The 16,712-nt window shown below is 66.0% G+C and carries 13 protein-coding genes; 6 read left to right on the top strand and 7 right to left on the bottom strand.

Annotated elements, in window-relative coordinates; all coding sequences use genetic code 11:
• Nucleotides 1–11: 11 nt before the first annotated feature.
• From IEI94_RS11855 to IEI94_RS11840, 4 genes are all read left to right on the top strand, one after another.
• Nucleotides 12–1,169, top strand: a complete 1,158-nt coding sequence (locus tag IEI94_RS11855; RefSeq protein WP_191167527.1) for an ABC transporter substrate-binding protein — start codon at nucleotides 12–14, stop codon at nucleotides 1,167–1,169.
• Nucleotides 1,170–1,216: 47 nt separating this feature from the next.
• Complete coding sequence (locus IEI94_RS11850) at nucleotides 1,217–3,337, top strand: methyl-accepting chemotaxis protein (RefSeq protein ID WP_191167526.1); 2,121 nt, start codon at nucleotides 1,217–1,219, stop codon at nucleotides 3,335–3,337.
• Nucleotides 3,338–3,410: 73 nt separating this feature from the next.
• Nucleotides 3,411–4,808, top strand: a complete 1,398-nt coding sequence (locus IEI94_RS11845; protein WP_191167525.1) for a diguanylate cyclase domain-containing protein — start codon at nucleotides 3,411–3,413, stop codon at nucleotides 4,806–4,808.
• Between the two features lie 159 nt (nucleotides 4,809–4,967).
• Nucleotides 4,968–5,939 carry a sensor domain-containing diguanylate cyclase gene (locus IEI94_RS11840; protein ID WP_191167524.1) on the top strand — a complete coding sequence of 324 codons (972 nt, stop codon included), beginning with the start codon at nucleotides 4,968–4,970 and terminating at the stop codon, nucleotides 5,937–5,939.
• Here the strand turns inward: IEI94_RS11840 and IEI94_RS11835 are convergent.
• The gene (locus IEI94_RS11835; protein ID WP_191167523.1) at nucleotides 5,936–7,111 is read right to left on the bottom strand and encodes an MFS transporter; all 1,176 of its coding nucleotides are present in this window, start codon (nucleotides 7,109–7,111) and stop codon (nucleotides 5,936–5,938) included. The genes IEI94_RS11840 and IEI94_RS11835 overlap by 4 nt on opposite strands.
• Nucleotides 7,112–7,278: 167 nt before the next feature.
• Here IEI94_RS11835 and IEI94_RS11830 point away from each other — a divergent pair, with 167 nt between their 5' ends.
• Nucleotides 7,279–7,857: an NnrU family protein gene (locus IEI94_RS11830; RefSeq protein WP_191167522.1), complete on the top strand. Its 579-nt coding sequence runs from the start codon at nucleotides 7,279–7,281 to the stop codon at nucleotides 7,855–7,857.
• Between the two features lie 10 nt (nucleotides 7,858–7,867).
• Entirely contained in the window at nucleotides 7,868–8,614 is a 747-nt protein-coding gene (locus tag IEI94_RS11825) for an SDR family oxidoreductase (RefSeq protein WP_191167521.1), read from the top strand.
• Nucleotides 8,615–8,657: 43 nt separating this feature from the next.
• Here the strand turns inward: IEI94_RS11825 and IEI94_RS11820 are convergent, their stop codons facing one another.
• From IEI94_RS11820 to IEI94_RS11795, 6 genes are read right to left on the bottom strand one after another with little or no spacing between them, the layout of a single operon-like run.
• Nucleotides 8,658–10,079, bottom strand: coding sequence for an AMP-binding protein (locus IEI94_RS11820; RefSeq protein ID WP_191167520.1), 1,422 nt, complete (start codon nucleotides 10,077–10,079; stop codon nucleotides 8,658–8,660).
• A complete protein-coding gene (locus IEI94_RS11815) occupies nucleotides 10,076–10,924 on the bottom strand; it encodes a GNAT family N-acetyltransferase (RefSeq protein WP_191167519.1) in 849 nt (282 codons plus the stop codon). Before IEI94_RS11815 ends, IEI94_RS11820 begins: the two co-directional genes overlap by 4 nt.
• Complete coding sequence (locus IEI94_RS11810; RefSeq protein ID WP_191167518.1) at nucleotides 10,921–12,222, bottom strand: diacylglycerol/polyprenol kinase family protein; 1,302 nt, start codon at nucleotides 12,220–12,222, stop codon at nucleotides 10,921–10,923. The genes IEI94_RS11815 and IEI94_RS11810 overlap by 4 nt, the downstream gene beginning before the upstream one ends.
• Nucleotides 12,219–13,328, bottom strand: coding sequence for a DUF3419 family protein (locus IEI94_RS11805; RefSeq protein ID WP_191167517.1), 1,110 nt, complete (start codon nucleotides 13,326–13,328; stop codon nucleotides 12,219–12,221). The genes IEI94_RS11810 and IEI94_RS11805 overlap by 4 nt, the downstream gene beginning before the upstream one ends.
• Nucleotides 13,321–15,777 carry a PEP/pyruvate-binding domain-containing protein gene (locus IEI94_RS11800; protein WP_191167516.1) on the bottom strand — a complete coding sequence of 819 codons (2,457 nt, stop codon included), beginning with the start codon at nucleotides 15,775–15,777 and terminating at the stop codon, nucleotides 13,321–13,323. The genes IEI94_RS11805 and IEI94_RS11800 overlap by 8 nt, the downstream gene beginning before the upstream one ends.
• Nucleotides 15,774–16,712, bottom strand: coding sequence for a UbiA family prenyltransferase (locus IEI94_RS11795; protein WP_191167515.1), 939 nt, complete (start codon nucleotides 16,710–16,712; stop codon nucleotides 15,774–15,776). The genes IEI94_RS11800 and IEI94_RS11795 overlap by 4 nt, the downstream gene beginning before the upstream one ends.

Here is a 16,712-nt window from a genome sequence, read left to right as displayed (position 1 = left end):
GGAGTCGGTCCATGCGACGTCGATTAGCACTGCTGCTGGGGGCGCTATGGTTGATGGCCCCGCAAGCTCAAGCGGAACTCAAGTTTGGTCTGGTGGCCCCGTTCAGCGGCCCCGCCGCCTCCCTCGGTAATGGTATGCGCCAGGGTATCGAGGCGCACTTTGCCGAGGTCAATGCCGCTGGCGGCGTGCACGGCGCCGAGCTTGCCCTGCTGGCCCGCGATGATCAGTACGAGCCGCTGCGTGCAGCTCCCGAGACCCGTCGCTTGATCGAGGAGGATGAGGTGCTGGCCGCCATCGGTAACGTTGGCACTCCCACTGCAATTGTCACCATCCCGCTGCATAACCAGTACCAGACGCTGCTCTACGGCGCCTTCACCGGTGCCGGCGTGCTGCGCCGCGACCCGCCCGATCGCCACGTCATCAACTACCGCGCCAGCTATGTCCAGGAGACTGCAGCGATGGTAGAGGGTCTGCTGGAGGCGGGTATCGGGCCGGAAGAGATCGCCTTCTTTACCCAGAACGATGGCTTCGGTGACGCTGGCTATATCGGCGGTGTCCGGGCCCTGGAGTCTCACGGCTTCGACGCTGCTGGAGAGCTTGCCCACGGCCGCTTCACCCGTAATACCCGCAATGTTCACCAGGCGCTGGCAACCATCCTGCAGGCGCCGGTAACACCCCGGGCGATCATCATGGTCGGCACCTACGGCCCGGTGGCCGATTTTATTCGCGAAGCGCGTCAGGACCTCCCCGATACCCTGTTTCTAAACGTCTCTTTCGTCGGCAGCCAGGCGCTGGTCGACGAGTTGGGCGAGCTGGCCGAGGACGTCATCATCACCCAGGTGGTGCCGCCGCTGGATGCCGGCCTGCCTGGCGTGGCGGCCTACCGTGATGCCCTCGAAGCGCACGGCAACGGTGCCAGCCCCGACTTTATCTCGCTGGAGGGCTATTTGGCCGCTGCGCTGTTTGTGAAGGGGGTGGAAGCCGCCGGTCCCGATCCGGATCGGGAAGCGCTGGTCGATGCCCTGCTGGGGCTCGGCGAGGTCGACCTTGGTCTTGGCGAGCCGCTGCGGCTGGGACGTGGCGACCACCAGGCCAGTGACGCGGTGTGGCCGACCATCATCCGCGATGGCGGCTTCGAGCCGGTGGACTGGTCCACCCTCGCACGCTGATTCCCGCTGCACGGGCGGAACCGTTCCGAATACCCAAGGGGCACGACATGAAACGTACTCTCAGTCTGCGCGCGATGCTGATCGGCCTGTTCCTGGCCGCCGTCATCGGCGCGGTGGTGCTGGCCGCGACGGGGTTGATGTCGAATCAGCGGCTGGTCGACTCACAGCGCTTCATTCTTGGCGAGGTGCTGCCACAGCAAGAGGCCAGTCGCGGCATGGTCGATGCCATGGTGGCGTTCGGCGAGCGTCATGCCGACTTGCTCGCCGCTGGCAGCGACGAGGCGATGGCCGAGGCGGTACCTCAGGACGTGCTAGATGAGCGCTTCCTGGCCGCGCGTCAGGGGCTGGTCGAGCGCGAAGAAGTGGCTCAGCGCGATCGTCTGGAGAGGCTAGATGCCGACCATGCGGCGCTGCTCGAGGCGGATAGCGCTCTCGAGGCAGTGCGCCGCGAGGATCTTGCCCTCAGAGAGACCATGGACGAGCGTATCACCGCCATGCAGCAGCGCATTGTCGAGGTCATGGTCAGCGCCGAGGACATGGCCGGTCGAGCTACCCTGGCGGATGTCCGTGAGCGGCGTCAGCAGCGTGAGCAGGTCGAAGCCTGGCTGGAGGAGGGCATGACCACGCTGCCTACGGCGCTGGTCGAAGGTTTGTTCGACGACGGCGGCAATATCGCCGACATCAGTAGCGGCGTGCGTACCGCAGTAGCGCTGCTGGCTGACCTTGGCCGTCAGCTGACGCAGGTCGAGAGCAGCGACCGGCTGGTAAATCTGCGCTATAACGAGATTGCCCAGCAGCTCAACCTGGCACGCCAGTCGCTGGCCACCATCGCCGGTTCGCCAAGTGCCAGCGTCGAACAGAGCGAGCGTGCCGAGGCGCTGACCGAGATCATTGGTGAGCTGGACGGCCTGATGGTGGGCGGCGATCAGTCGGTCTACGCGCTGCGCCATGAACAGCTGGAGTTGCGCCAGCGCGAGGCGCAGGCGCTGAGTGACGTCACCACCGCAATGCACGGCATGCGCGACACGCTCGGCGAGCTGGAGGCTGACGGTGTGGCTCAGGCCGACCTGGCCGCCGGTCAGGCAGAGGAGTTGGCCAACGCCGGGCGCGTGCTGCAGATCGGTGTGACCCTGGCGGTGATCCTGGTGCTGGCGATCTTCGGCTGGCGGACCCTGGTACGTGTGCTGGGACCACTCGGGCAGATGCGTCGCCAGATGGAGAGCATCAGCGGCGCGGGCGGTGAGAATGCCGACCTGTCGCTACGCCTGGCGCTGCAGCGTGACGACGAGATCGGCCGTACCGCGCAAGCCTTCAATCGCATGATGGATACCTTCGAAAGCATCGTGGCGCAGATCCGCGACGGCGCCGGGGCGATAGCCGCCAGCAGTCGTGACATCGCCTCGGGCAATGACGACCTGTCGCAGCGTACCGAAGAGCAGTCGTCGTCGCTGGCCGAAACCGCCTCGAGCCTCGAGCAGATTACCGCCACCGTCAAGCAGACCGCGGACTACGCCAACCAGGCGCGGGATGCCAGTCAGGAGGTCGATCGGCGCGCCCACTCGGCCGGCGATGTGGCCGGACGCACCAACGATGCCATGCAGGCGATCCGCCACTCGAGCGAGAAGATTACCAGCATCATCACCGCCATCGACGATATCGCCTTCCAGACCAATCTGCTGGCGCTCAACGCCTCGGTAGAGGCGGCGCGGGCCGGCGAGCAGGGGCGTGGCTTTGCGGTGGTGGCTCAGGAAGTGCGCAAGCTGGCCAGCCGCAGTGCCGAAGAAGCATCGCAGATCCGCCATCTGGTCGACGACAGCGTCAACAAGGTGGGCGAGGGCGCCAGCCTGGTACGCGCCACCAGCGAGCATCTGCAGGAAATCATCGACAGCCTCAAGCACGTCAGCGGTTACGTCACGGAGATCGCCGGTGCTACCCACGAACAGTCGGCAGGCATCGAGCAGATCAACCAGGCCATTGCCCAGCTCGATCAAGTCACCCACCAGAACGCTCAGCTGGTGCAGGAGGCCTCGAGTGCCAGCCATGTGCTCGACCAGCAGGCTGCCGATATGCATGCGCTGGTAGGTCGCTTCCAGGTAGCTGCCGTCAGCGCCGACCATGGCGCGGCGCGGCTCGAACCGCCGCAGGAGGAACACACGACTTGGCGCTGAACGATGCGCTCAAGCAAGGTCACTCGGTAACCGTTATGCTGGGGTAGATGAATAGCGCAACGAGAGAGAGGCGATGAGCAACTACCCGATACCCGCGGATGAGCAGGCCCGGCTCGCAGCGCTGCATGAGCTCAAGTTGCTCGATTGCAGTGCTGAGCCTGCTTTCGATCGGGTCACGCGGTTGGTCTCTCGGCTGCTGGAGGTGCCGATTGCGCTGGTGACCTTGATCGATGCGCATCGCCAGTGGCTCAAGTCGCGGGTTGGGCTGGACGTCGAGCACACGCCGCGCAGCGAGTCGGTATGCAACTGGACCATCAACCAGCGCTCGCCGCTGGTGATCGAAGACCTGAGCCGGGACCCACGCTTCTCCCACTTCTCCGGGGTAGATCGCCCGGATGGTCTGCGTTTCTATGTGGGGATTCCACTCTACAACTCGGCCGGGGTAGCACTCGGCTCGCTGTGCGCGGTGGACCATCAGCCGCGGCAGATCGATGCCATCCAACTGGCCACGCTGCAGGACCTGGCGGCGATCATCAATCAGGATATCCAGCTGCGTGAGGCCAATCGCCGCTTGGCGATTACCCTTGCCGGTCACGCCGAGACGCATCGTGCGCTGCATGAGCGCGAGACTGAGCTGCGTCTGGTCATCGACACCGCCTATGATGCCTATATCGGGCTTGATGGTCAGGCTCGGGTGACTGCCTGGAATCGCGCGGCAAAGCAGATGTTCGGCATGGCTCGCGGGGCGGCCCTGGGCAAGTCAATCGATCAGTTGATCGGCTCACTCACACTGCCGCATGCGGGCGAGCGTAGCATCAGCGAAGCATTGGCCAATCGTCGTGACGGTCGTGAACTGCCGGTTGAGGTCCGCATGCGTGCCTTCTTCGTCGACGCAGACACCCACTACAGCATCTTCGTTCACGATATCACCGAGCGCCGCCAGCTCGACGCCCTACGCGACAAGGAAGCGCGGCAGGACGTACTCACCGGCCTGCCCAATCGCCGTGCGCTGGATGAGCGGTTGCCCGAGGCCATGGCGCGGGTGGCCCGCAGCGGTCAGCCGCTGGCGCTGTTGTTCCTGGACCTCGATGGGTTCAAGGCGGTCAACGACGACCATGGTCACGACGCCGGCGACACGCTGCTGCGCGAAATCGCCAGCCGTCTGCTTGGCTCGGTGCGTCAGACCGATTACGTGGCGCGTCTGGCGGGCGATGAATTCGTGGTGCTGCTGGAGGGCATCGACGAGGCCGCGGCGCAGGCTTTCGTACAGAAACTGGTGGCATGCATCAATGCACCGGTGGCGCTGGGAGATGCCCACGCCGAGATCAGTGCCAGCATCGGCGTGGCCCTGCATGGCCCGGGGGATGTCGGCAGCGCTGCTCAACTGCTCAAGATGGCCGATGTGGCGATGTACGCCACTAAGCGTGCCGGCAAGCCACCGCTGCGCCAGACCACGGATATCGACGCGTAATGATCTGCGTTCTGACAGCCGATGGCCGCGGCCACTGGCAGCAGGGCGGTGAGGAACTGCTCGACAGTTGGCGCCAGGTCAGTGCGTGTCAGTGGCACCAGCTATCTTGATCAAGGGGTGCCAACACGTTTTGTAACATTGCCGCGTGGGGATACCACCATGAGTGAGATACCGCCCAGAGACACAGGGTTGCTCGAGTTGCCGCTGAGTGACGAGACGCTGGATCATAGCGTCTACAAGACCCTGCTGGAGTCGACCAAGGCGATCCCCTGGAAGATCGACTGGAAGACCCTGCAGTTTGCGTATATCGGCCCGCAGATCGAAGCGCTACTGGGCTGGACGCCGGAGAGTTGGGTCAGCGTCGACGACTGGGCGACGCGCATGCACCCCGAGGATCGCGACTGGGTGGTCAACTTCTGCGTTTCTCAATCGCGCCAGGGTACCGACCACGAAGCCGATTACCGAGCCCTGACCCGCGACGGCGACTATGTGTGGATTCGCGATGTGGTGCACGTAGTGCGTGACGCCGAAGGCGAGGTCGAAGCGCTGGTCGGTTTCATGTTCGATATCAGCGAGCGCAAGGCTTATGAAGAGGAGCTGACGCGGCTACAGCGTGAGCTGGAGGCCTACTCTTACCAGGATGGCCTGACCGGCGTTGCCAACCGCCGACGCCTCGACGACAACCTGTCACAGGCCTGGGAGGAGGCGCGCCGCAACACCCAGCCGCTATCGTTGATCATGATCGATATTGATCACTTCAAGGAGTACAACGATCACTATGGTCATCTGGCCGGCGATGAAGCGCTCAAGCGCGTCGCCGAGGCGCTGAGCCGGGTAGCGACCCGGCCACGCGACTCCTTCGCCCGTTTTGGCGGCGAGGAGTTCATGTGGGTGCTGCCGGAAACCCCGGCGGAGGCTGCCCAGCAGTTGGCCGAGCGCTGTCGGCGCGAAATTTTCAAGCTGCAGCTGCCTCATGCCGCCTCGCCGGTGGGCTGCGTCACTGTCAGCCAGGGGGTGGCGACGCGCATTCCCGCCTTCGGCGATACGCTGCCAAGCCTGCTCGAGCAGGTCGACCGACAGCTCTATCTTGCCAAGCAAGGCGGCCGTAACCGCTTCAGTGCCGTGGGCTAGGCCATGATCTGGCGATTCAGCCGCGCTAACCGTAGATGCAAGGCGACGAGACCCATTCCAAGCACGACCACCATGCCGCCGAGCAGCGGGGGAAAGGCACCGGCGCCCGCCCAGTCGAGCAGCGGACCGGTCAGCGATGGCACCAGCAGTGCGCCACTCCCGGCGGCGGTGAAGATCAGTCCTGTGGTGCGCCCGTTCATGTCCATCACCTGGTTGCCGAGGCTGAATAGCGTAGGAAAGATCGCCGAGGCCGCCAGGCCGAACAGCAGGGCGCCCATCCACAGCGGGAGCCATACCGCATGCAGCGCCAGGGTCGTCCCCCCGCCGAGCAATAGACAGCCGATCAGGATCGCCCAGGGAGAGCTCCAGCGCAGCAGCGGGATCGCTAGCAGACGGCCGGCCGACAGCGCCAGCCAGAACAGCGTTACCAGCAGCGCGGCGCGCTCGGCGCTCTGCCCGGTAAGCACGCCGTAAGCGGTGATCCAGCCGGCAAAGGTGATCTCGGCCCCGACATAGAGCGCGAACAGCAGCATGAACAACGCCAGCAGAAGCGGGTCACGGTGCTTGGGCGCACGCGGTGTGGCATCCTCCTCGGTCGTCCGCTTTACTGGACTGCTGAGCCGCGACAGCGGCCACAGCATGGCCAGCAGGTAGACCGCCACCACCCAGAAAGCCCACTGAAACAGGCCGGTGATGGCCAACACCGCCACCATCACCAGCGGCACCAGCATATTGCCGAGTCCGAAGCAGAAGTGCAGAGCGCTGACGTGTGGCCCTGCGGCGTCGCGGTGACGCCACAGCAGCAGGGTGTTGGTACCGGCGTTGAGTGACACTTCGGAGAAGCCGAGCAGCAGGAACAGCCCGGTCAGCAACCATAGCGTCGGGCTCAGCGGTGCTACCGCGAGGCCTGCTGCGGTCAGCAGCAGCATGCCGATCAGCACCCGATGGCCGTTGAGCCGGTCCATCAGCAGGCCGGTAACGAAGGCGCCGCTCATGTTGCCCAGCGCCCTGGCGGTGAAAAGAATTGCGATCTGGCTCATGCTCGAGTCGGTCATTGCCGCGAGGTGCGGCAGCGCAGGCCCGAGCAGGCCGCCGGTCATGCCGACGCCGATGAACAGCAGGAAGTAGCAGAGGGTCACCTGACGGTGATGAGGGCTGGGAAAGTGCAGCATGACCGGTCCTTGGCGAGCGCAGGGGCATGGGCTGCCCGGCGCTGAAGGCCGCTATGGTGACCGATTCCTTGAGTCGCCTTCAAGCGCGCGACGATAGATGCCATGCCCCGGGCAGCGCAATATGGCATGCTTGCCCACCTGACATTCTCTGCTGGAGCACTACCCCCATGTTGATCATGATTCTTGGCCTGCTGATCTTTCTCGGCAGCCACTCGTTGCGCATTGTCGCCGACGACTGGCGTCAGGCGCAGGTGCAGCGGCTCGGCGAGACACCCTGGAAACTCGCCCACTCGGCCGTTTCGGTGGTGGGCCTGGCGATCGCCATCTGGGGCTACGGCCAGATGCGCCTCGACCCGATCTTCGTGTGGTTCCCGCCCACTGGACTGCGCCACCTGGTGCTGCTGCTGATGGTACCGGCCTTTATCATGCTGGTGGCTACCTTCGTGCCGCACAATGCCATCAAGGCCAAGCTTGGCCATCCAATGCTGCTGGCGGTGAAGATCTGGGCCCTGGCCCACCTGCTGGCCAACGGCCGTCTCGGCGACATCGTGTTCTTCGGCGCCTTCCTGGTATGGGCGATCCTGGCGTTCCGTGCCGCCAAACAGCGCGACCGCGCCCACCCGCCTGCTCCACGTGAGAGCCGCACCGTCGCCACCGTGCTGACCGTGGTGATCGGTCTGGTGGCCTACTACCTGTTCGCCTTCCACCTGCACGTGCTGGTCACCGGCATGCCGGTGATGGGCTGAGGAGTACCGCATGCGCAAGGTGATGATCATCACCGGTGGCAGCCGCGGGATCGGCGCCGCTACCGCTCGGCTGGCCGCAGCGGCCGGCTATCGAGTATGCGTGAGCTATCGCGACAATCGTGAGGCGGCGGATGAAGTGGCCGCCGCGATCGCCCGGGAGGGGGGCGAAGCCATCGCGGTGGCCGCGGATGTTGGCGTCGAGCGCGACGTGGTGCGGCTATTCGATACCGTCGACCACGCCCTGGGACCTGTGGAGGTGCTGGTCAACAATGCGGGTATGCTTGAGCACCAATGCCGGGTCGAGGCGATGGACGCCGCGCGCCTGGCGCGGGTGCTGGCGGTCAACGTCACCGGCAGTTTCCTGTGCGCCCGCGAGGCGATCCGACGCATGTCGACCCAGCACGGTGGCCAGGGCGGGAGCATCGTCAACCTATCGTCGATGGCCGCGCGGCTGGGGGCACCCAACGAATATGTCGACTATGCGGCCGCCAAGGGCGCCATCGACAGCTTCACCATCGGCCTGGCCAAGGAGGTGGCGGCGCAAGGCATTCGCGTCAATGCCGTGCGCCCGGGGCTGATCGCTACCGATATCCACGCCAGCGGCGGCGAGCCGGGGCGTGTGGCGCGCCTGGCGCCGGGTGTGCCGATGCTGCGCGGCGGGGAGGCCGAGGAGGTCGCACGGGCGATCCTGTGGCTGGCCTCCGACGAGTCCTCCTACACCACGGGTAGCTTTATCGATGTCTCCGGCGGGCGCTGAGTCGCATTCGTCAGACGGCATTCGTCGGGCTCGGCTTCGTTGGTCAGATGCGGCGGAGTGCCGCCCTGAGTGCGGGATAATCGACCTTGGAGCCGTGGCGCCGGTCCAGCGGCATCCGCCGCAGCGCGACGACCCGGATGTCGCCGATACGATCGGCTTGTGCCTGCCACTCCGCCTGCCGCTCGCCATCCCCGGCGATGGCGAGCACGGGCTGGTCGTCGACGGCGACCAGCGCTGCCTGCTCCACTCCGGTCCAGAAGCGCGCCGCTGACTCGACGCCGAAGGGCGGCAGGTCGCCGACAGTGCCGTCGCAGCGTCCCAGCAACCAGAGGCGCTGTCGTTCGTCCAGCCGGCCGGAATCACCGGTGCGGTGCCAGATGGCGTCGTCCAGGGAAAGCTTGGTGGTCCGGTCGTGCTGCGCGTCGAGATAGCCCTTGTTGACGTGGGCACCGGTGACGACGATCTCGCGGTCGAGGATCTTTACCGCAATCTCCGGGATCGGTCTGCCGGTGAGCAGCCCCGCGCCCTCGCGCATGGCTCGCCAGTCGTCTTCCGTCACTTCCGCGAGGCGCTGATGAGCGATGGGCTCGGCCTCGGTGGAGCCGTAGACCGAGACAATATCGGCGTCTGGCAGACGTACCGCCAAGCGGGCCAGTAGGTCGGGGAAGACCGGCCCGCCGCCGGTGAAGATGGCATCGAGCTGCGAGATGGGATGGTCGGCAAGCCCGGCACAGATCGAAGGCGGTATCAGGGCCCGGTTGACGTCGTGGGCGGCGATATGCCGGGCAATGCGCCCTGCATCGGCGTTCTCCTGACCGCGTAGACGCCAGTTCGGCAGTACCGAGGTGACGCCGAGGCCGAGATTGGCCAGCACGAACACCGGGAAACCGACCAAGTCGACGCAGTCATCGCGCTGTGGCGCCAGCAGCTCGGCGACGCGGGCGTTCTGTGTAGCAAGAAAGCCGTGGCTGCGGACGATGGCCTTGGGTTGCCCGGTGGAGCCGCTGGTGAACGAGATCAGCGCCGGGTGATCGGCATCAACCGCTTCCAGGGTATCCAGCGCCGCTCCCGCCGAGGCATCGGCGCCGAGCACCAGCCGCACCGACCAGAGCTCAGGCAGCCCGTAACGCAAGAGGCGAAACCAGCCGGCGGCGAGGAAGGCCCTGGGCTGGGTGACCCTGAGCGCGTGGCGCAGGCCCGTCAGGCCCAGAGCGGGCTCCGGGAAGACCACTACCGCACCTAGCCGCCACAGCGCCACCAGGCTCGCATAGAGCGGAATGCCCACCGGCATGGCCACCAGCACGCGGTCCCCGGCCCGTAACCCCTGGCGCTTCCATGCGGCGGCCAGCCGCTCCGAACGGCCGAGGAGATCGGCATAGCTGGCGTGCTCTCCGTGTGGGGCGATGATCGCGGTACGGCTGCCGTGCGCCGCCAGCTTTGCAAGGATGGGGGCGAGCAGGTTCATGCAGCCAGCCGTCTGCCCATCAGGGCATAGCGCCGGAAGACCTCCGCGCCATAGCGGCGGCTGCTGTTCAGGGACTGATTGTTTTCGTGCATCAGCGCGTGGATAACGCTGGTGAAGCCCAGGTCGCTGGCGCTGTGGTGGAAGGTATCCAGCAACTGCCGTCCCACTCCACGTCGCCGACTGGCGTAGGTCTTCACAATCACCGTACGCGGATTTGCGCCTTCGGCGAGATCGGGTACGCCGAACAGGAATCCGGCAAGACCGTCCGCGTCGTGGGCAAACAGCAGCAGGCGTGGATCGATGGCGGGCAGGATCGGCCGGTAGAGTGCCAGAAACGCCTCTCGCGAGATCGCTTTGTAGAACGGATTGGTGGCGAAGCTGGAGAGTGACATCTCGAACAGATCGCCCAGCAGTCGCTCCGCATCATCGCCATCCCATGCCCTGACGGCGATTCCGTCGAACCGCGTCGGCTTGATGGCCAGGGCCTCATCGAGCCTGGCCCGCGTGGAAACGTAGGTGGAGATGGGCGCAAAGCCGCTAGCCAGGAAGGCCTGCTCGTCATGGGGGGCGCTCACCGGCTCGAGCAGGAAAGGCGGCGAGCCGTCGCTGTCGGTGACCAGCCGGTAGCGGTGCCAGGTATCGCCGTCCATCGGGCCGATAAGGGCCTCGAACCCTTCCCGACCGAGCACCTCTCCGGCATGGGAGAGCAGCGCCGCGCCTGCTGCGGGATCGGCGCAGCGGAATTCCCCAATCGCCGCCGTACGTTGCCCGTCCCAGCACGGCGCCTCACGGTACAGGCGACAGGAGGCGTCGCCGGTCTCCAGGTAAACGGGGGTATCGCTCATGATAAGAACACCTTTGTCAGGAACGCGGCCAGTGGCACCGAGAGCGCAATCGTCACCACCCGCGGCCCGCGGTACCGATCCAGAAGATCCGCCTTCAGCAGCGGGACCGCCAGGCACAGCAAGAAGCTCATGGCAATCCACGGCCAGAGCGGACCGTGCCAGTGCGCGGCTTCCGGATTGCGGTAGGTGGTGGCAACGACCGCGGCAGCCAGCGTGCCGGCTGCGACGACCGCGATCCAGCGCCTGGAGCCAGCGGCAAGCGCGATGAACACCAGCGCACTGCCGGCGAAGCTCAGGTCGTACATGTTGAGTGCGTTCTGGTCGGCATAGCGGCCCAGGAACAGCCAGAGTACGGAGATCAGCACGACCATGGCCAGCACGTCCAGGTCGGGGTAGCGGCTTCTGCAGGGACGCATGTGCCGGGCGGCCAGGTGAGCGAGGATGGCCGTGACCGGCAGCACCGCGTTATGGACGTCAGTCACCACATAGATACCGAACACGGCAATGGTATAGACACGCGCGGTGTGGTCGGAAAGCCCCAAACGCGGTGCAAGCGCGAGTACGACGGCGAGTACGGCGAGAAACAGCAGGGTCAGTTCCAGCAGCCGCACGGGCTCTGTTTCCAGGTGGCCGGCGAGGAAAAGGTGCAGCGCCACGGGCAGGAACAGGTTATCGAAGCCGTGCCAGGAGTCGGCCTCCACCAGGGTGCCGAAGGCGGCTACCACCAGCGACAGCAACACGACGTTCTCCCGGTCGATCTCCGTCATCAGCAGCAGCAGAATCATGGCGACGATCCAGGTCACCATGAAAAACATCGCCGAGCCCTCGAAGCTCTTTCTGCCCGTCTCGGTATTGAAGAAGCTGCGTCCGTAGCGCACGCCGGTCAGTGCCGCCGCCGCATCGGACAGGGTCACTACGGCGATGGGCAGCACGTAGAGCACCGGATTCCCGTGGGAAAAGAAAAATACCACGCCCACTGAAACGGCCAGCAGCAGGTCGCCATAGGAGTGACGCTCGACGCTGTGCAGCGTGGCGCCGAGGCCACTTTTCGCCAGAACGGGCGTGCGCATGAGCAGCAGCACCAGCACTGCCATGCCGGCGATCACCAGTACCGGCCAGCGTTCGGAGAAGATCCAGGGCAGCATCAGCGCATAGGCCCCTGTCGCCAGGTGCACGCCCTTGCGCTGAAGCTCCGCCGACCAGGCGTAACGCTGCCCGACGCGGCGCACCACCACCATGGCTACGATCAGCAGTGCCACCGACAGCAGGATCATGGCGATCTGCGGCGCGATGCTCACAGCACTTCCTCTACCACGAAGTCCGAGTAGAAGAAGGCCTTGTCCATGGCGCGGCCACGCGCCTCCAGCGCCTCCATGGTACGCAGGCGACCGCTGAAAGCCTGCGGCATGCGCCGCGGTACCATCATGTTCCAGTAGACCAGGCGGGCACCGGGGTTGGCGGCACCAAGCAGGCGGTCGTAGACGGTGCTGAAGGTCTCCGGCCCCATGTATTCGAAGATATCGGACAGATTGAAACCGTCGGCCTTTTCGCCGGTGGCGACGAAGGCTTCCAGCGAGCCGTGCCGAATGTCGATCCGGTCAAGCCGGTCGCGGATGGTGTCGAAATGCTCCGGCCGCAGCGCCAGTGGCAGGGCCTCGCCGTGAGTGCCGCGCAACACCCAGTGCAGATAGGGATTCTCGCTGGGGTCGGTATCGACGATGGCATGCACCACGCGCCGGGCCACATGGTCGGCCACGCTGCCCTCCACGTGATCGAAAAAGGCCGGGTCGCGGCCAAGCCGCCCCATGGTAAAGCGCGAGAAGAAACACTTGAGCAGGACACGCCAGCGCCAGGTGTTCCAGCGCTGGTCCAGAAACCGTTGGCGCTGCTCGCGGCTGCGCGGCTCGAACACCGCCTGCACCTTGGCATGGCCATGCACCAGCGGCAGCACGCGGCGATGGAAAAGACGGAAGTAGCGCTCGAAGCGTCCGATGCCGCCGAGGCCATAGATCTCCACGTCCCGCTTGAGCGGCGCCCAGAACGCCTGCGAGTCTGCCGGCAGGGTTGCCGCGACCCGTGCGAGCAGTGCGGCACGGCGCTCGGAAGGGCGTGAGCCCATCAGCTCCAGCAGGGCGCCATGATCGAGCGTGCGCCAGGCGGCGATGCGAATTTTCAGGCACTCGATCTGTGCGGCCGAAAGGTCGACTGCCACCACGCGTTGCGGGTCGAGGGTGAGCATGGCCAGCGCGTTGTCACCGGCCGAGCAGATGGACACCAGGGTGGCGCCGGACAGCGGCTTGCGGCCTTCGGCAAGCCCTAGCAGCAGGCAGTCTGCGTCTTCCCAGAGCTGGGCGTAGCGGATCGTCTCGAAACTCGCCTTGGCGGCGATCTCCGTGTCAGTCATCGGTTTTCCTTACCGTTCCGGTGGTACCGTCCACCTCGATGGTTTCGCCGTTGGCGATCCACTCCGTGACACCCTTGATACCCACCACGCAGGGCAGGCCCAGTTCGCGGGCGACGATGGCGGAATGCGACAGCAGGCTGCCGCGCTCCACGACGATGGCCGAGGCGTTGGTGAACAGCGCGATCCAGCCTGGGTCGGTGAATCGGGCCACCAGCACCTCGCCGGGCTTCAGCGATTCGCTACGCGGGTCATGAACGACACGTGCCGGCGCCCGCACCTTTCCGGCGCAGCAGGCGGTACCGCTGCGCACTCTATCGTTGCCGCCGGTACTTGGCGCAGACGGCGCCAGCGTGAGATTGACCGCCGCGCCGTTCACCTCGATGCGTTCGGGCGGGTCGGGCCGCGTCTCTGCCACCGCCATCTCCGCCTTCCTGCCGGCGGCGAGCGCCGCCAGGTCGTCACCGATGCCGAAGCCTTCGACCGCGCCCAGCACCTCCGGCACGCTGAGGAAGAAGATGTCGCGCGGGTCATCGAGTACGCCATGGGCGTGGAATTGCCGGCCCATGGCCAGGAAGATACGCCGCGCATGGCCGAACACCCGGGTACGCTGGAAGCGCAGGTTCTCCCGGTCGCGCACCCTGGCCTTGGCAATGGCGAGCACGCGACGGGCAATGACACGCCTGAACGGCCTGCCGGGAAACAGCTCGGCAACGGGATCGCCGTTTTCCGAGTGCCGCGCGATGCTACGCCGCATGCGCGCCGCCGCGGCGATCGCCGCCAGCAGCGGGCGCGGGTCCTGATCGAGGGTGATGCTTTCCAGCTTGAGCTCCTGGGTACAGCGGTCGCCAAAGCGGGCGATATACGCCTCCACCTCGTGGCGCAGCGCCTCGTGGTCGGACAGCGCGCTGCCATCCCCCAGCTCCAGCGCCGTGATCAGCGCCTCGTTGCCGGCGGCCAGCGCTCCCATGCGGGTGATACGCTGCGCCGGTTCAGCGGAAATGATATCCCCCTGGCCGATCATCACCTCGTTGTGGAGCGCGAGGCCGGTGTCTCCACCCCAGCGCTGCAGCAGCTTGCGCGAGGCACCGAAGGCCATCATGCACAGGAAATCGTTGACCAGCGGCGCATCCCAACGGTCGAGCAGTTCCGCCTCGACGCGACGATACTCCGCCGCCAGTGCCGTCAACGGCATGGCGGCAATCTCCGCCGCATCGGTTTCCAGGGCCTTGTCGAGCCGGCCGTAGAAGGCGCGGATGGTGCGCGGCAGGCGGATCGCCTCGCGGACCAGGCCGCCAGCGGCCCAACCCATGCGCAGATACTCGCGGCACGCCGCCCAACCGCGGGCCCGCTGCGGCGCAAGCGCATCGGCGATTGCGACGGGCAGCGGTTCGCTGACGCCCATCATGGTTTCCATGTGGCTGCGGTTGACGGAGAAGCCTGGCAGCAGGGCGATCAGTCGGTACCAGTTGATCAGGTTGTAATAGACACGGCCGTCGATGCGGCCGAGCAGATTGTCGAAGGTTGCCCGATGGGTGCGGATCGTCGTATCGCCGACACCCAGCAGCGAGAGGAACATCGGGTAGACCCGGGCGTAGACGTACTGCGCGAAGCTATAGGTGAGCGGCGAGACCAGGCCCGGATAGCTCTCGATGATATTGGAGTTGTCGAAGAGAGTGAGCGTGGTGTCCTCGACGGGCACTTCGCGCAGCAGGGTGGTGATCGGCCGCGCCTGGAGCAGGAACAGGCGTTCGCCTTCGAAGGCCCATTCGATGTCCTGCGGTCCGCCGCGGGCATCCTCGACGCGTATCACCAGGTCGGTCAGTGCGGTCAGATCGTCGTCCGACAGCACGCCCTCGTCCGGCGCGCTCAGTACCCTCCCGGTGCGCCGGTCGAGCACATAGTCGTCGCCGCTTTCCTCGCCGCCGACGAGACGGTCGCCGAGCCCGGCAACGGCGGAGACGACAATGCGGTCGCGGCGCCCACTGACCGGGTCGGCTGAGAAGGCCACGCCCGCCGTCCGCGCTCTGACCAGCTGCTGGATCAGCACGGCCGGCCGGTGGTCGCCGGCGTCCAGACCGCGGGAGGCGCGGTAGGCCTGCAGCGTCTCGGCGGCGCCGGACTGCCAGACCTGGAAAGCGGCCGTCGGTATCTCTGCCGCCTCGACCTCCAGCAGCGACAGAAACTGGCCGGCGTGGGAATGGTCTGCGCCATCTTCCTCGCGGCCCGAAGAGCGCACGGCGAACGGACCGGGGCCGATCTCCTCCAGGTGAACGTCGAGCGTTGCGCTCACCTCGTCCCGGAGTCCACGGTCGGTAAAGGCTCCCGCGGTAAGAGAGAAAAACGGCGGCACGTCAAAACCGAGCCGGACGAGTGTGGCAAGGGTGGCTGCCTTGCCACCGATGACCACAGCATCGGCGTCGGCCGATCCGTTGACGATCAGTTCGCTCATAGGCCGCTCCAGGTGGCCACCAGCGGTGCGAAGCCCGCGGCGCCATAGCAGGCGAGCACCCACAGCCCCGCCATGCTGTCGACGCGGCGCTGTGCGCGCTCGGTGGGCGAACGCAGATAGAGCGCCGCGGCAACCAGACATGCGGCAAGGCCCGCGAGGCCGACGAGCCCGACGAGGTGCATGGCGCCCACCGCTCTGCCCACCGCTATCAAGAAGCCGCAGGCGACGATAACCAGCGCGCACCAGAGTAGGGTCGCCCTGCCCGGACCCAGCAGCGCGGAGTAGGTGTCGACGCCCTCGCGCTCCTGGTCTGGTGCCCGGATCTTGCGCCCCACTTCGAGCACGCAGCCGTTGAGGAAGCTCAGGACCAGGAAAAGCCACAAGCCTTGCGGCGGTCCGCCGCCGGCCACGAGCCATTCACAGCCGGTCACGAACAGGTCGAGTAGCGGCATGATCATCATGTGCGAGACGACGTAGAAGAAGGGCCGCGCCCTCAACCAGTGCGGCACGAAGAACTCCACCGTCATCAGGCTCAGCCACAGCCAGACCAGCGCCAGCAGCCAGAGCAGACCGAGCTCGAACAGTGCGGCGGAAATGGCTGCCAGCGGCACGGCGGCAAGGCCGAGGCCGACGATCACCCGGAGGGAGATCAGGCCGCGGGGCACCGGCAGGGCGGGGCGAAAGCGACGATCGATCTCCTTGTCCTTCACTTCGTCGCACACGCGCAGCTGCATGAACACCAGGAAGGCGACGACAAAGGCGACGAGGTAGGCCGCGAAGGCGGGCAGCGGACGCCCGGCCAGGAAGGCGGAGACATTGACGCTTGCCGCGGAGAAAGCTGCCACCAGCACCGCCGTTCGCAGGATGGGAAAGCGCTCGCGCTGATAGATCCACAGCCGCTGCGCCAGCGGCAGGGTCATTTCCTGTGCAGACAT

The sequence above is a fragment of the Halomonas sp. ML-15 genome (assembly GCF_014779595.1).
Lineage (GTDB): Bacteria > Pseudomonadota > Gammaproteobacteria > Pseudomonadales > Halomonadaceae > Franzmannia.
The sequence above is the reverse complement of the archived record's forward strand: the minus strand, read 5'-3'. Positions and strand labels throughout refer to the sequence as shown.

Bases quoted from the DNA above. Each gene is read 5' to 3' on its own strand.
- IEI94_RS11805 (WP_191167517.1), bottom strand. From the start codon at position 13,328: ATGACTGACACGGAGATCGCCGCCAAGGCGAGTTTCGAGACGATCCGC.
- IEI94_RS11800 (WP_191167516.1), bottom strand. From the start codon at position 15,777: ATGAGCGAACTGATCGTCAACGGATCGGCCGACGCCGATGCTGTGGTC.
- IEI94_RS11830 (WP_191167522.1), top strand. From the start codon at position 7,279: ATGTTGATCATGATTCTTGGCCTGCTGATCTTTCTCGGCAGCCACTCG.
- IEI94_RS11815 (WP_191167519.1), bottom strand. From the start codon at position 10,924: ATGAGCGATACCCCCGTTTACCTGGAGACCGGCGACGCCTCCTGTCGC.
- IEI94_RS11845 (WP_191167525.1), top strand. From the start codon at position 3,411: ATGAGCAACTACCCGATACCCGCGGATGAGCAGGCCCGGCTCGCAGCG.
- IEI94_RS11840 (WP_191167524.1), top strand. From the start codon at position 4,968: ATGAGTGAGATACCGCCCAGAGACACAGGGTTGCTCGAGTTGCCGCTG.
- IEI94_RS11835 (WP_191167523.1), bottom strand. From the start codon at position 7,111: ATGCTGCACTTTCCCAGCCCTCATCACCGTCAGGTGACCCTCTGCTAC.
- IEI94_RS11795 (WP_191167515.1), bottom strand. From the start codon at position 16,712: ATGTCTGCACAGGAAATGACCCTGCCGCTGGCGCAGCGGCTGTGGATC.
- IEI94_RS11825 (WP_191167521.1), top strand. From the start codon at position 7,868: ATGCGCAAGGTGATGATCATCACCGGTGGCAGCCGCGGGATCGGCGCC.
- IEI94_RS11855 (WP_191167527.1), top strand. From the start codon at position 12: ATGCGACGTCGATTAGCACTGCTGCTGGGGGCGCTATGGTTGATGGCC.
- IEI94_RS11850 (WP_191167526.1), top strand. From the start codon at position 1,217: ATGAAACGTACTCTCAGTCTGCGCGCGATGCTGATCGGCCTGTTCCTG.
- IEI94_RS11820 (WP_191167520.1), bottom strand. From the start codon at position 10,079: ATGAACCTGCTCGCCCCCATCCTTGCAAAGCTGGCGGCGCACGGCAGC.